General features: G+C 72.1%; 13 protein-coding genes. 7 read left to right on the top strand and 6 right to left on the bottom strand.

The genetic code is table 11. From position 1 onward, the window contains the following. The first annotated feature begins 4 nt into the window (after nucleotides 1-4). Nucleotides 5-676 (top strand): TetR/AcrR family transcriptional regulator, encoded by a 672-nt coding sequence (locus tag GCL72_RS08990; RefSeq protein WP_170289608.1) that lies wholly within the window; start codon nucleotides 5-7, stop codon nucleotides 674-676. Nucleotides 677-866: 190 nt separating this feature from the next. Next, entirely contained in the window at nucleotides 867-3,518 is a 2,652-nt protein-coding gene (locus tag GCL72_RS08985) for an MMPL family transporter (protein WP_153144385.1), read from the top strand. Between the two features lie 68 nt (nucleotides 3,519-3,586). Here the strand turns inward: GCL72_RS08985 and GCL72_RS08980 are convergent, their stop codons facing one another. Then, the gene (locus GCL72_RS08980; protein ID WP_153144384.1) at nucleotides 3,587-4,417 is read right to left on the bottom strand and encodes an HAD-IIA family hydrolase; all 831 of its coding nucleotides are present in this window, start codon (nucleotides 4,415-4,417) and stop codon (nucleotides 3,587-3,589) included. Nucleotides 4,418-4,682: 265 nt separating this feature from the next. Here GCL72_RS08980 and GCL72_RS08975 point away from each other — a divergent pair, with 265 nt between their 5' ends. Genes GCL72_RS08975 through GCL72_RS08965 form a run of 3 tightly spaced genes read left to right on the top strand, consistent with a single transcriptional unit; the run spans nucleotide 4,683 to nucleotide 6,800 of the window. Next, nucleotides 4,683-5,054, top strand: a complete 372-nt coding sequence (locus GCL72_RS08975; RefSeq protein ID WP_153144383.1) for a GntR family transcriptional regulator — start codon at nucleotides 4,683-4,685, stop codon at nucleotides 5,052-5,054. A gap of 55 nt (nucleotides 5,055-5,109) precedes the next feature. Beyond that, complete coding sequence (locus GCL72_RS08970) at nucleotides 5,110-6,027, top strand: ATP-binding cassette domain-containing protein (protein WP_153144382.1); 918 nt, start codon at nucleotides 5,110-5,112, stop codon at nucleotides 6,025-6,027. Further along, entirely contained in the window at nucleotides 6,027-6,800 is a 774-nt protein-coding gene (locus GCL72_RS08965) for a hypothetical protein (protein WP_153144381.1), read from the top strand. The genes GCL72_RS08970 and GCL72_RS08965 overlap by 1 nt, the downstream gene beginning before the upstream one ends. A gap of 33 nt (nucleotides 6,801-6,833) precedes the next feature. Here the strand turns inward: GCL72_RS08965 and GCL72_RS08960 are convergent, their stop codons facing one another. Then, on the bottom strand, nucleotides 6,834-7,400 hold the full coding sequence (locus GCL72_RS08960) for a TetR/AcrR family transcriptional regulator (protein WP_153144380.1): 567 nt from the start codon (nucleotides 7,398-7,400) through the stop codon (nucleotides 6,834-6,836). Nucleotides 7,401-7,616: 216 nt separating this feature from the next. Between GCL72_RS08960 and GCL72_RS08955 the strand changes: the two genes are divergently transcribed. Then, nucleotides 7,617-9,125 carry an MFS transporter gene (locus tag GCL72_RS08955; RefSeq protein WP_246161108.1) on the top strand — a complete coding sequence of 503 codons (1,509 nt, stop codon included), beginning with the start codon at nucleotides 7,617-7,619 and terminating at the stop codon, nucleotides 9,123-9,125. Nucleotides 9,126-9,236: 111 nt separating this feature from the next. Here the strand turns inward: GCL72_RS08955 and GCL72_RS08950 are convergent, their stop codons facing one another. The 4 genes from GCL72_RS08950 to GCL72_RS08935 form a co-directional block, all read right to left on the bottom strand. Further along, nucleotides 9,237-9,614, bottom strand: coding sequence for a non-heme iron oxygenase ferredoxin subunit (locus GCL72_RS08950; protein WP_153144379.1), 378 nt, complete (start codon nucleotides 9,612-9,614; stop codon nucleotides 9,237-9,239). Nucleotides 9,615-9,693: 79 nt separating this feature from the next. Then, nucleotides 9,694-10,074 carry an RNA-binding S4 domain-containing protein gene (locus tag GCL72_RS08945; protein WP_153144378.1) on the bottom strand — a complete coding sequence of 127 codons (381 nt, stop codon included), beginning with the start codon at nucleotides 10,072-10,074 and terminating at the stop codon, nucleotides 9,694-9,696. Between the two features lie 49 nt (nucleotides 10,075-10,123). Then, a complete protein-coding gene (locus tag GCL72_RS08940) occupies nucleotides 10,124-10,756 on the bottom strand; it encodes a class I SAM-dependent DNA methyltransferase (RefSeq protein ID WP_153144377.1) in 633 nt (210 codons plus the stop codon). A 451-nt stretch (nucleotides 10,757-11,207) separates the two neighbouring features. After that, entirely contained in the window at nucleotides 11,208-11,942 is a 735-nt protein-coding gene (locus GCL72_RS08935) for a hypothetical protein (RefSeq protein ID WP_153144376.1), read from the bottom strand. Nucleotides 11,943-12,601: 659 nt separating this feature from the next. Here GCL72_RS08935 and GCL72_RS08930 point away from each other — a divergent pair. Continuing rightward, nucleotides 12,602-14,035: peptidoglycan DD-metalloendopeptidase family protein (locus GCL72_RS08930; RefSeq protein ID WP_153144375.1), on the top strand; the 1,434-nt coding region annotated here is incomplete at its 3' end.

Genomic DNA, 14,035 nt, shown 5'->3' with positions numbered 1-14,035 from the left:
CGGCGTGACCGACCACAGCACCGAGACTCGAGACCCGGACCCGGCCGCGTGCGCCGGCTCCTCCGCCCCCGACGCCGTGGACGCGGAGCAGGCTCCACGTCGCGGCCGTCCGCGCAGCGTCGCCTCGCATCAGGCGGTGCTCACCAGTGTCGCCCGGCTGCTCGACGTCGAGCAGGTCGGCTACGACTCGCTGACCATCGAGCGGATCGCCGCCGAGGCCGGCGTGGGCAAGCAGACCATCTACCGCTGGTGGTCGAGCAAGGCCGCCGTCGTGCTGGAGGCCCTGCTGGCCGGGCATATGCGCATGGAGTTCGCCCCGCTGCCGGACACCGGGGACCTCCGCGCGGACCTGCACCAGTGGATGGACGACACGCTGGAGCTGGTCTTCACTGAGGAAGCCGTCGGGATGGCGCGCAGCATCATGCAGGCGCTGGTCACTCCGGGCGCGGCCGACGAGGAGCTGCTGGCCACCACGCGGTTCTGGGAGGACACCCCGCTGGTCGAGCGGATCGCCGCCGAGCGCGCCGCCGGACGGCTGCGGGAGGAGACGGTGCCGGAGGCGATGTCCGCGGCGCTGACCGATCCGCTGCTGCTGCGCATCGTCTCCACCGGACGCCCCGGCGACAACTGGGCGCATTCGCTGGTCGACACGGTGCTGGACTCCACGCTGCGCTGAGCGGCGCGGGGTCGCGGGATCCCGAGGCACGGGGCGCGGGACGGCAGGAGGGTCTCGCTGCTCCGCGGTGCGGCGGTGTGATCTCTCTGACATTGATTTCCGAGACGCATCGGGCCGTATTAGGCTGGGTGCGGCGGTCGCTCGACCGTCCCGTTCCGTGCCTCAACCTCGTCCCCGGAGGCTGCCGCCCATGGCTGCTCTGCTGCATCGACTCGGACTGCTCGCCGCCCGTCGCGCCAAGACCGTCATCGCGGCCTGGCTCGCGGTGCTGGCGCTGGCGGTCACCTCCTTCCTGGCCTTCGGCGGGCAGCTGACCGATCAGATCTCGCTGCCCGACCTGGAGACCACCCGCGTCACCGACCGGCTCGCCGACGAGCTGCCCGACGTCTCCGGCGGCTCGGCCACGGCGGTGCTGCGCACCGACGACGGCGAGGCCTTCACCGACGCGCAGCAGGACGCCGTCGCCGACCTCGCCGAGGAGGTCGAGTCCGTCGAGGCCGTGGACGGCGTCACCGATCCCTTCGCCGCCGCGCAGGACCGTCAGGAGCAGCAGGGCCAGCTCTCCGAGTCGCGCACCGAGATCGAGGACTCGCGCGAGGAGATCTCCGACGGCCGCGAGCAGATCGAGCAGGGCCGCGAGCAGCTCGACCAGGCCCAGGAGGAGCTCGACGCCGCGATCGACGGGGCGCAGCAGCAGGGCTCCTACGAGGCCATGCAGTCGCAGTTCGCCCAGCAGCAGGAGGAGCTCGACGCCCAGCGCGAGGAGCTGGACTCCCGTGCGGAGGAGCTGGACTCCGGCGCCGAGGAGCTGGCCGACGGCCAGGACGAGCTGGCGCGCGGCGAGGCCATGATGGACCTGGCCTCCGGCGTGTCGATGGTCTCCGACGACGGCGACGTCGCCGTGCTGAGCATCAGCTTCACCGAGGCGATGGCCGAAGTCGGCATGGGGGACCTCTCCGACGTCGCCGACGTGCTGACCGCCGCCGACATCGAAGGCGTCGAAGTGCTGCCCTCGGGCGACCTGGACATGGAGATGCCGGCGCTCTTCGGTCCCACGGAGGCGATCGGACTGATGATCGCCGCGGTGGTGCTGCTGGTCATGCTGGGCACCTTCGTCGGTGCGGGGCTGCCGCTGGTCAACGCGCTGATCGGCGTGGGCATCGGCGTCGCCGGGGCGCTGTCGCTCTCCGGCTTCGTCGAGATGATGTCGGTGACCCCGATCCTGGGCCTGATGCTCGGCCTGGCAGTGGGCATCGACTATGCGCTGTTCATCCTGCACCGGCATCGCACCCAGCTGAAGGACGGCCTCGAGCTGCGCGAATCCATCGCGCTGGCCACCGGCACCGCCGGCAACGCGGTGCTCTTCGCCGGCGCGACGGTGATCATCGCGCTGCTGGCGCTGAACGTCACCGGCATCGGCTTCCTGGGCCTGATGGGCTCGATCGGCGCGGCGTGCGTGGCCGTGGCGGTGCTGATGGCGATCACCATGACCCCGGCGGTGCTCTCGCTGGTGGGCCGGCACATCCTGCGCCGCCGTGAGCGTCGCAGCATCGGCACGCGGCGTCGGACGCCGATCACCGCCGCCATGCCGACCGGCCGGGCCGCGCTGATCAGCGTCGTCGCCGTCCTCGCGCTGGCCGTCATGGCCATCCCGGTGGGCTCGATGCGTCTGGGGCTGCCCGACGCGAGCTCCGACCCGGCCGAGTCGACCTCCTACCAGGCCTACAGCGCCATGGAGGAGGCCTTCGGCGAGGGGCGCAACGGCCCGCTGCTGACTGTCGCCGACCTGCCCGACGGTCTCGACGAGGCCGGAGCGCAGGAGCAGCAGATCGCGATCGGCGAGGCGCTGCGCGCCGACGACCAGGTCGCCGCGGCGGTCCCGGCCGCCGTCGACGACGACCACGCGGTCGCCGCCTTCCAGGTGATCCCGGAGAAGGGCCCGGCCTCCGAGGAGGTCGAGCAGCTCGTCCACGACCTGCGCGACGGCGTGCTGCTGGACGGCTCGGACGTCTCCGGCGTCGAGCTCTCCGTGGCGGGCATGACGGCGGCGAACATCGACATCTCCGAGGTCATCGCCGACGCCCTGCCGCTGTACCTGGGCCTGGTCGTGGGGCTGTCGCTGGTGCTGATGGTGGTGGTCTTCCGCTCGCTGCTGCTGCCGGTGCTGGCGACGCTCGGCTTCGTCGGCTCCTACGCCGCCGGGCTGGGCGGCGTCGTCGCGGTCTTCCAGTGGGGCTGGATGCAGCCGGTCTTCGGCATCACCGAGCCCGGCCCCATCCTGACCTTCCTGCCGATCCTCACCGCCGGCATCCTCTTCGGCCTGGCGATGGACTACCAGCTGTTCACCGCCTCGGGGATGCGGGAGGCCTATGTCCACGGCGCCTCGCCGAAGGTGGCCGTGCGCCGCGGCCTGCACGCCGGCCGCTCCGTGGTCACCGCCGCGGCGCTGATCATGGGCTCGGTCTTCGCCGGATTCATCTTCACCGACGACCCGATGGTCAAGTCCATCGGACTCGGCCTGGCGCTGGGCGTGCTGCTCGACGCCTTCGTCGTCCGGCTGCTCCTGCTGCCGGCGCTGCTGACCCTCTGCGGCCGGGCGGCCTGGTGGCTGCCCCGCTGGCTGGATCGGCTGCTGCCCGACGTCGACGTCGAGGGGGCGGCGCTGGAGCGTCGTGCGCTCGACGCCGACGGCGACGGCGGCTCGCCCGGATCCGGCGGCTCGGACGCCGACGGCGGGCCGCAGGCTCCCGGCGCGGGTCCGGAGGCCGACGAGGAGCGGCGGGAGCCGGAGTATGCCGGGATCCCGGCGCTGACCTCCTCCGGCTCCGCGGCGCGGGACTGATCCGCCGCCGGTGAGCGCGCCGGGTCAGGCGGCCGGACTGCTGAGCGGACGGCGGGTCGGGCGGGGCCTCAGGCCGAGCCGCGCGGGTCGACGTCGTCGTCGGCGCCCAGCGGCTCGTCGAGGAGCTCGTGGACGCCGTCGATGATGCGGTTCGGGCGGAACGGGTACTCGGCGATGCTCGCCCGGTCGGAGAGGCCGCTGAGCACCAGGATGGTGTGCATGCCCGCCTCCATGCCCGCGACGATGTCGGTGTCCATGCGGTCGCCGATCATCGCCGTCTGCATCGAGTGTGCGCCCAGGTGGTTCAGCGCCGACCGGAACATCATCGGGTTCGGCTTGCCGACCACGTAGGGGTCGCGGCCGGTGGCCTTGGTGATCAGCGCGGCGATCGCGCCGGTGGCCGGAAGCACGCCCTCCGGGCTGGGGCCGGTGGCGTCCGGATTGGTGAGGATGAAGCGGGCGCCGGAGTTGATCAGCCGCACGGCCTTGGTGATCGCCTCGAAGCTGTAGTTCCGCGTCTCGCCGACGACGACGAAGTCGGGGTCGGTCTCGGTCATGATGAACCCGGCCTCGTGCAGCGCAGTGGTCAGCCCGGCCTCGCCGACCACGTAGCAGCTGCCCTGGGCGTTGTGCTCATGGTCGATCTGTCCGGCGAGGAAGGTGGCCGTGGCCAGCGCGGAGGTCCAGATCCGGTCCTCGGGGACGACGAGGCCGGAGTGCCGCAGGCGGGCGCTGAGGTCGCGGGCGGTGAAGATCGAGTTGTTGGTCAGCACCAGGTACGGGAAGTCCTGGCGGCGCCACTGCTCGAGCAGCTCGGCGGCGCCCGGCAGGGCGTCGTTCTCCCGGACGAGCACGCCGTCCATGTCGGTCAGCCAGCATTCCACAGAGTCACCGTTCATGCCGTTCATCCTACGCAGGCGCGATGACTCTGCACAGGACACGGATCACGTCCGCCTCGCCGTCGCGGGCCCCGGCGTCGAGTGGCCACTTGTGACGACGTCCGAGCCTCCGAACGCGGCCTGAATCGTTCCACTCTCGTCACGCGTGGCCACTCGATCCGCGAGCGGAACAGAGGAGTGTTGACGCCGTCGGACCTCTGTGGTTCATTAGTGGAGTAATGAACCACAGAAGGTGGTGGAGTCGAGCGATCGGAGGGTCGGGTCCGTGGACGAGGGGCGGGCACTCTTCGTGCAGATCGCCGAGCAGGTCGAGGCCTCGGTGCTGGACGGGACGCTGGAGGAGGGCGAGCGCGCCCCCTCGACGAACGAGCTCGCCGCCTTTCACCGGATCAACCCGGCGACGGCGGCGAAGGGCATCAATCTGCTCGTCGACCGCGGCATCCTCGTCAAGCGGCGCGGGCTGGGCATGTTCGTCGCCGACGGCGCCCGCGAGGTGCTCCGCGCCGAGCGGCGCCGGCAGTTCGCCGACCACCACATCGCGCCGATGCTCGCCGAGGCGGGAGTCCTCGGCCTCGACGTCGAGACCGTCGTCGAGCTGATCCGGGCGCGCGGAGTGCCCGGTCGGGGAGCCGGCTGACCGGCAGGGACAGTCACGACGCCGAGACGCGGCGTCGTACAGGAGGGGAGGGGAGATGAACGCCGTCATCGAGGTCGACGGGGTCACTCGTCGATACCGCAGCACCACGGCGCTGGACGCCGTCTCGGTGCGCTTCGAGAAGGACGTCATCCACGGTCTGCTCGGCCGCAACGGGGCCGGCAAGACCACGCTGATGTCGATGATCACCGCCCAGGAGTGGCCGAGCTCCGGGGGCGTGAGAGTCTTCGGCCAGCACCCGCATGAGAACGAGCAGGTGCTGCCGCGGATCTGTTTCGTCCGCGAGGAGCAGCAGTACATCGACGACGCGCGGGCCTCGCACGCCTTCGCCGCGGCGGCGATGGCCTTCCCGCGCTGGGACCAGGAGTTCGCCGAGCAGCTCGCCGCGGACTTCAAGGTCCCGGAGAAGACCCGGATCAAGAAGATGTCGCGCGGGCAGCGCTCCGCCGTCGGCGTGATCATCGGACTGGCCTCGCGCGCCGAGGTGACCTTCTTCGACGAGCCCTACATGGGGCTCGACGCCGTCGCCCGGCAGCTGTTCTACGACCGGCTGCTGGCCGACTATGCGGAGCATCCGCGGACCATCGTGCTCTCCTCGCATCTGATCGACGAGATCGCCCACCTGATCGAGCATGTGGTGCTCCTCGACGAGGGTCGGGTGGTGCTCGACGAGCCGGTCGAGCAGCTGCGCGATCGTGCAGTGACGCTGGTCGGCCGCGCCGACGCCGTCGGCGAGCTCACCGCGGGTCGGACGGTCCTGCAGCACGAGGCCATGGGGCGCACGGCGCGGACCACCGTCCTCGGCGGGCTCGACGACGGCGAGCGACGGCGCGCGGGCGAGCTGGACCTGGACCTGCTGCCGGTCTCGCTGCAGCAGCTGGTGGTGCACCTGACGTCCAAGGCGGAGCAGCACGGGCAGAGCGGGCAGCGCGAGCAGCACGAGAGGAACGCGTGATGACTGTGGAGATGGCCTCGCAGACCGCATCGGCGGAGAGGGCGACCGAACACCGCTCCTCCTCCTTGGCCCGGGTGCCGGCGGCCTTCCGCCTGCACCTGGTCAACCGGCAGCTCATCTGGATCCCGCTGATCGTCTTCGGGGGCGCCTGGGCGCTGTCGCTGGGCATCGGGCTCTGGGCCGCACAGCTGGAGCCGGCCGGGTCCGGCCCCGATGATCCGGTGTACACCGGATCCGGTCAGGCCGCGCTCTGGTGTCTGGCCTTCATGGCCGCCTACTCCGGCTCGCACACCTTCCCGTTCGCGCTGGCGCTGAGCTTCAGCCGGCGGGTCTACCTGCTCGGCACGCTGCTGGTCTTCCTGATGATCGCGGTCTGCTACGGTCTCCTCTTCGGCGCGGCGGCCGCTCTGGAAGAGGCCACCGACGGTCTCGGAATGCACACCTACAGCCATGCGCTGCCGTTCCTAGTCGCCGACGGTCTCTGGGTCGCCGGGCTGACGGCCGCGGCGGTCGCGCTGATGCTGATGCTGATCGGCTTCGGGGCGACGATGCTGTACCGGCGGTTCGGCGTGGTGGGCTTCTGGGCGGTGCTCCTGACGCTGACGGTGCTGACCGTCGTCGCCGTCCTGCTGACCGTCCAGGCGGTCGGGTGGGACGGCTTCTGGGGCTGGTTCGGTCGACAGACCCCGCTGAGCGCGGCGGGCTGGTCCGGACTGGTCGCCGTCGTGATGGCCGGCGTCGACTACGGGCTCATCCGCCGCGCGACGCCGTGATGCGAGGGGCGGGCTCATCGCCGGGGGCGGGGCTCACTGCAGCAGGCTGCGGGCGATCTCCCGGGCTTCGGTGATGAGCTGGCGGCCGCGCACGCCCTGGTGGGCGAAGGCTCCCTCGAGCAGCAGGAACAGGTGTCTGCCGAGCTGGTCCGGGGTCGGCTCCTCCGGGCTGTCCTCGCGCACCAGACGGGCCAGCAGCTCCTCGATGGAGGCCTTGTGGTGCCGGATGACCGCGAAGGCCGGGTGATCGGTCGGCAGCTCGGCGGCTGCGTTGAGGAAGGCGCAGCCGCGGGTCACGTGCAGCGCGTCCTCGGCGTAGACGTCGAAGAGCGCCAACGCGCGCGGCGCGGCGGCGTCATCGATCCGTTCCTGCAGTCGGGGCCACCAGGAGGAATGGCGGTGCTGCAGATAGGCCGTGACCAGCGCGTCCTTGGACGCGAAGTTGTTGTACAGAGTCCGTTTGGTGACTCCGGACTCCTCGGCGATGCCGTCCACGCCCACGGCATGGATGCCGTGCTCATAGAACAGCCGGGAGGCCGCGTCCAGGACCTGGCGGGCCCCCGGGGTGAGCTGGTCGACGTCGATCGTCTGGTCGTTCATGGATACCTTGACTTCACTGATCTGTATACCTACGCTGATCGCGGAACTTCACAGATCGGTATAGGGGGTTGTCATGTCCGTGATGCGGTCCATTCTGCACGGTCTGCGCGAGATCGGGCGCGGCGTCGACGCGGCGAGCGCGACCTGGCTGGGGATCCCGACGGCGCACCGGTCGGCCGGGAAGCCCGGGAGCCGCGGATCCCGGGCGGTGCGGCGATGAGCGGGGCGGTCGAGACGCGCGTCGTCAGCCGTGCGGCCGGCCGTGCGGTCGGGCGCGCCTCGAGGCACGACAGCTCGGCCGGACCGCTGGACGCCGCCGCCACCGCGCGACTCGCCGGATCCGGGCTGGCGATCATCGCGGTGACCTACGGGCTGGCGCGCTTCGCCTACGGACTCTTCGTCCCGGCCTTCCGTGCGGAGTTCGGCCTCGACGCGGCGCAGGTCGGGGCCGTCGGGTCGGCCAGCTACGCCGCCTACTGCGCGGCGATCTACCCGGCGATGATGCTCGCCCCGCGGCTCGGCGGGCGGACGGTCGCGCTGGCGGCGGGGTGCTGCGCCACGCTGGGCCTGCTGCTGATCGGGCTGGCTCCCCACCCGTCCGTGCTCGCCGTCGGGGTGATCCTCGGCGGACTGAGCACCGGGATGATCTCGCCGGCGATGGCCCAGGCGGTGTCCTCGCGGGTCGCGGCCTCCCGTCGCGACCGCACCCAGGTGGTGGTCAACGCCGGCACCGGGCTCGGCGTCGCGCTCTCCGGGCCGGCGGCGCTGCTCGCCCTCGACCAGTGGCGCGCGGCCTGGCTGGTCTTCGCCGTCCTCGCCGGTGCCGCCACCGTCTGGGTGGCTCGCGATGTGCCGCAGGGTCGGAGCCACGGCCGCGCTGGGGCCGCCGCCGACGTCGCCGCGCCTGCGGGTCGTCGCGCCGTCGAACGCCTCACGGGACTGCTGCCGCGTCCGCTGCTGCCCGCCGGCGCGCCGCGCCTGCTGGGCACCGCCGCCGTCGTCGGAGCGACGACGGCGGCGGTCTGGGTCTTCGGCCGCGACGTGCTCACCCAGGCCGGGGGTCAGGACGAGGCGACCACCACGCTGGCCTGGAGTCTGCTGGGGCTCTGCGGGCTGCTCGGCGCCGGTGCGGAGGATCTGGCGCGGCGCGTCGGCGTCGGACGCGCCTGGACGGGCACGGCCCTGGCGCTGGGGGCCGCCACGGCGGTGCTCGGGATGCGGCCGGACTCGCCGCTGCTGGCCTGTTTCGCGACGGCGGCCTTCGGCGTCGCCTATATCGCGATGAGCGGGCTGCTGCTGGTCACCGGCGCCCGGGTCTACCCCTCGCATCCCTCGGCCGGCGTCGGGCTGTCCTTCCTGGCGCTTGCCGCCGGACAGACGATCGGCGGATCCGCGCTCGGGGCGATCATCGAGGCCGCCGACGCCCGCACGGCCTTCCTCGCGGCCGCCGGCTGCGCGCTGTTCTCCGCGCTGCTGGTCCCGCGGGTGCCCGCGGCGCCCCGGCGTCGCCGTCTCCCGCGGCGTGACGGCGGGGTGACTCGGCGGGACGGGTGGGAATGCGCGTCCATTCCCACGCTTTCCACGGAGTCATCGTCAGGAGGGCGTCGTGGCCGGGCGGCCGCAGGACCCGGGCAGAAGAGAACCCCCGGGTCGACCAGCGTGAGGGGGACGCTTCAGAACGGTCGGCCCGGGGGCTCTCGGATCACTCGCACCTTGATGAGGTGATCACTACTGTAGGCGCCGACCTTGACGGGAGGCATGACGCAACCTGGGAGTTTCCTGGGAATCATCGCCCCAGGTCAGGAAGATTAGAACGGTCTCGCTCGGGCAGGTCTCTCAGCTCGTGTGAGCTTCCGGATGCGGGACTCCCGGGTACAGGACGAGCCGGCCGTCCTCGACGGCGACCAGGTGGGTCTTCACCGGAGTCAGCGCCGGCGGCGTCTCGGGCTTGCCGGTCTTCAGGCAGAACGCGGAGGCGTGCATCGGGCACTCGAGCGTGTCCTCCTCGACGAAGCCGTCGGAGAGCGAGACGGACTCGTGGCTGCACTCGTCGTCCAGTCCGAAGAATCCTCCGTCCTCGGCATGGACGACGGCGATGTCGCCGTCGTGGCCGCTGTCCTCGGCGTCGACGCGCATCACCTCGCCCTCGGGCAGCTCGTCGGCGGGGCCGATGTCGAGGCGGGGGGCGTCGTCGGGGATCTCGGGTGCAGGCATGAGGTCAGCCTTCCTGCCCTGCGCGAGGGCATCGGGGAGTGGAGAACGGGAGCGGTGCCGGTCGCCGGGCCGGGCGGGGTCAGAAGTCGCCGCGGAGCCGGTCGAGCTGGCGCCGTTCGCGCTTTGTCGGCCGTCCGGCGCCGCGCGGGCGCACCGGCAGGCCGACGTCGCGCGGACGGATCCGTTCGGGGGAGTGGTCACGGTAGGCGCGCTGCGCGACCGGGGCGCCCACTCGCTTGGCGTGGGTGTGGACGACCTCCAGCACGATCTCATGGCCGGGGCGGCGGACGCGCACTGTGGTGCCGGGGCTGATCTTCAGCGAGGCTTTCGCCGGGTCGCCGCCGATGGTCACATGGCCGGCGCGGCAGGCCGTCGTCGCCTCCGATCGGGTCTTGAACACCCGCACCGACCAGAGCCAGGCGTCCACGCGGACCGGCGACGTCGGGGCTGTCTCGGGCATGTCTCCAGTCTAGGCGACAGGCCCCGGGGCCTGTCCCGCGGACGGAGGATCAGAGGCGGCGGAGCAGCCAGTAGTCGGCGCCGCCGTTCTCCAGATACGGCGCATTGATCAGCTCGCTGACGATCTCGACCAGTCCCTGCTCGGCCAGCTGGGCGACCCGCGCCGGGTAGCCGTCCTCGAGCGAATGCGTCCGGCGCACGCTGACGGCGAGGTGCCCCTCGGGCTCGGTCAGGTCCAGCAGGGCGTCCAGCCCCTCGATGCCGATATGGCCCAGCGTCAGCGTGCCCGAGCAGAGCACCAGCGGGAAGTGCGGCGAATCCTCGGCCGCGGCGTAGTCCAGCAGGTCGACGCCGCCGGCGACGGTGGCGTAGGCCCCGGTCTGCTCGGCGCGTTCGGCCATCTCCGGCGAGAGGTCGACGCCGTGCAGCCGCACCTCGGGGCGACGCTGTCCCAACATCCGCCCGACCAGGCCGGTGCCGCAGCCGGCGTCGAGGGCGTCGAGGCCGGTCTCGGCGGAGACGGCGAGGGCGGCCAGCCCGGCGACGATCATCGGCGAGACGTACCCCTCGGACATCACGTCATGGTCATAGTCGGCGGCCCAGTCACGGTAGTAGGCGGCGATCCGCTCGTGGTCGCCGTCGAGCCGCAGGGCGCCGTCGGCGTGGGCAGCGGAGTCGGTCATGGGGGCCTCCCGGGTCGTTCGACGGATGCTCCGGGGTGTGCTCCCGGGCGTGCGCCGACGCACGCGTCGCGTCGGTCCGCTTCGACCGTACCCGGAGCGCGGCCGGTGCGGTCAGCCTGCGTCACCTGCGTAGCCGACGTCGTGGGACGCCGACGGCGCGAGGCCCTGCGGCTAGGCGCCGGCTCGGCTGGGGAGTCGCACCCGGCGCGGCGTCCGGCACAGCACAGGCCCCGCGCCACGAGGACGGAGGGGAGCATCCTCGTGACACGGGGCCTGCCGTATCACTCGCACCTTCGAAGAGGCACTTTCCACAGTAGGTCGAGGGACTGGACGCCGAGTCCATGCGTACTGGGCATGCTCTGCGACTTTCCTGGGATCTCGCGCAGAATCCCGCGCTGGATCCGGGGTCGGAGCCGGAGTCAGGGCTCGCCGCGTCCGTCGATCGGGATGGTCAGCTCTGCTGGTCCTGCACGACGCCCCCATCCTGCGAAGGGTGGTCGCCGTCGCAGGTCCGGTCCATCCACTCCTCCACCGGCTCGAGCTCGGAGAGGACCGCCTGCCGGTCCAGCGAGTCCGGATCCTCGCCGAGCGCCGCGTCGACGGCGGCGAAGGGGTCGCGCAGCGTCGCCGGGACCATCCGGTAGGTCTGCTCGACGGCCTCGTGCGCTCCGGCCAGGTCCTCGGCGGACTGCAGGCCCCCGTCCATGTCGGCGCGCAGTCCGTCGAGCGTGGAGCCGACGGCCATGCAGGCCTCGTCCCGGGAGAGGTAGGCGCCCAGCTCCGCGGAGCGCTGCCGGCCGTCGGTCTCGAGCTCCTCAGGCGCGGGCAGTCCCGGCTCGCCGGGGTCTGCGGAGGGGTTCCCGCCGTCGTCGACGGCGCCGGAGCCGTCCGATCCCGGCGCGTCGGCGGAATCGCCGGGGCTGGTCGAGTCGTCGCCGGACGAGGAGGGCGCGGCGGAGGAGGCCGCGGACGAGGAAGCCGCGGACGAGGAGGCCGCGGACGAGGAAGCCGCGGACGAGGAAGCCGCGGACGAGGAAGCCGAGGCCTCGGCGGAGGGCGACTCGGGCTCCTCGACGGCGCAGCCGGCGGCGGCCAGCAGCGTCGCCACCAGTGCAGCGGGGAGGACCGTCCGGCGAGCGGTCGACGACCGGCGAGGACGAGGTTCCGGGTGCTGGATGAGATGCATCGTTCTGCCCTTCTCCTGTGGTGGACTGCGGCGCGATCAGCGCGGGCCGCGGTCACGGGTCACGTTCCGGTCACGATATCGCCGGCGTGCCGAGCTGAGGCCACGACGGGCCGGAGCCTGGTGGAATAGTGGTCGACCGCAGGGGGTGGCGCGGCTCCGACGACGGGGGTCCCGCGGTAGTGGCGTCCGGCTCGACCGCGTCACCCTCTGGTCTTCTTCCTCCCGGTCAGCGGCCTGCTCCAGGGTGGGGCGTCCGGAGGCGCCGGGCCGGATGTCCGGCCTGGGATGCGGCGTCGTCGCTCGGCCGCCGCGGCGGCCGAGGGTTGAACCCGAGGTCGAACGTTGCGCAGATTCTCCTTGCCGTGACCTTGTCGTGACCCGGTACAGTGAGTCACGACTCGCCGGGGTTCGGCCTTGTCTCAGGTGTTCCATCGTGCTGCAGGGACCGCCGGACGAGTCACGCAAGCCCGCGAAGCGGGGGCTCCGAGCCCGCGCCGCCACTCATCGCCGGCCGCCTCCCGCGGCGGCCGCCGGGGCTCCCATCCCCGGCGACGACCAGCACTGGTCGCGACGAGGTCCGGCGGAGCGGGTCGTCCGGAGACCGCAGCTTCAAGGGGACGGGGACGCGCGCCGCGCGTACGTCTAGTGAGGAATCTGCTGTGCCGAATAAGCTCTCGACGGCCATCGTCGGCTCTCTCGCCGTCGGCCTGACCATGCCGCTGAACTCTGTGGCGGCGCAGGCGATCCCTGCCGCGCCGTCGACGCCCTCCACCGGCGACGGGTCCCAGCGCTCCGCCGGCGACACCGCCACGGCGGCCCCGGGCGTCCTCGACGGCGTCGCCCTGCGCACCAGTCGCGAGGCCGGACAGTTCCACCGTCCGCTCGACGCCGGATCCTACCGCTACACCTCCGAGTACGGAGCGCGCTGCATCCCGGTGCAGGGCGGCTCCACGTACCACCACGGCCAGGACATGGGCGCCGAGGAGGGCAGTCAGATCCGCGCCGTCGCCGACGGCACCGTCGTCCGGGCCTCCAGCGGGACCCGCTACACCTCCGGCTATGTGGTGCTGCGCCACCAGGTCGACGGCGAGACGGTGCACAGCGCCTACTACCACATGTGGGACGCCACGACGCACGTCCAGGTCGGCCAGCAGGTCAGCGGCGGCCAGACCGTCGGGCTGGTCGGCAACTCCGGCCCGTCGACCGCGCCGCACCTGCACGTCGAGATCTGGGAAGGTGATTGGCTGACCGGCGAGTCGCAGGACCCGACCCAGTGGCTGGCCCAGCGGGGCGTGAGCCTCAAGGGCGACGCCGGGCAGGTCCAGAACATCTCCACTCCCGGCTCCTGCGGGTACTTCACCGCCCAGGACACCCCGCTGCGCTCCGGAGCGAGCAGCACGGCGCCGGTGATCGATCAGCTCTCCGCCGGCACGGAGATGACCTCGGTGCCCGGCGACATGGTCAACGGCATGGTCCGGGTGACTGTGGAAGGACAGACCGGCTGGGTCCGCCACCCGCACGTCACCCCGTCGCGACCTGCCGGCACCGATTCCTCCGAATCGGCGGCCGCGAGCCCGGGCGACGGATCGGCCTCGGGGCACCACCTGGGCCAGTACCTGCCGGGAACCCGCGGGCTGGTGGAGGAGCTGGCCTCGCTGCTGGGGCAGTCGCCGGAGCAGACCTTCCAGGACCTGGCGTCGCAGGATAAGTACACCGACGCGAACGGCGTCTTGGACCACATGGCTGTTCAGGGCCGTGTGGATGAGGTCTCCGGCGGGGGCTCCTCGACCGGCGGCTCGGAGTCCTCGTCCTCGGGCTCTGATGCCGACGCCTCGGGCGAGTCTTCTGCAGCGCCTGCCGGCCATCACCTGGGCCAGTACCTGCCGGGAACCCGCGGGCTGGTGGAGGAGCTGGCCTCGCTGCTGGGGCAGTCGCCGGAGCAGACCTTCGGCAACCTGGTCTCGCAGGATAAGTACACCGACTCGAACGGGATTCTGGATCATATGGCGATCCAGTCGCGGGTGGATGTGCTCAGCGGTGGGGATGCCTCGCGCCAGTCGCAGGGGTCCTCGGCCGGTACCTCGTCGCAGGCT

Origin of the sequence: Nesterenkonia halophila (assembly GCF_009467795.1) — a bacterium.
In the GTDB taxonomy this organism is placed as follows: domain Bacteria; phylum Actinomycetota; class Actinomycetes; order Actinomycetales; family Micrococcaceae; genus Nesterenkonia; species Nesterenkonia halobia.
Note: the sequence above shows the minus strand (reverse complement) of the source record. Positions and strands in the feature narration are given on the sequence as shown.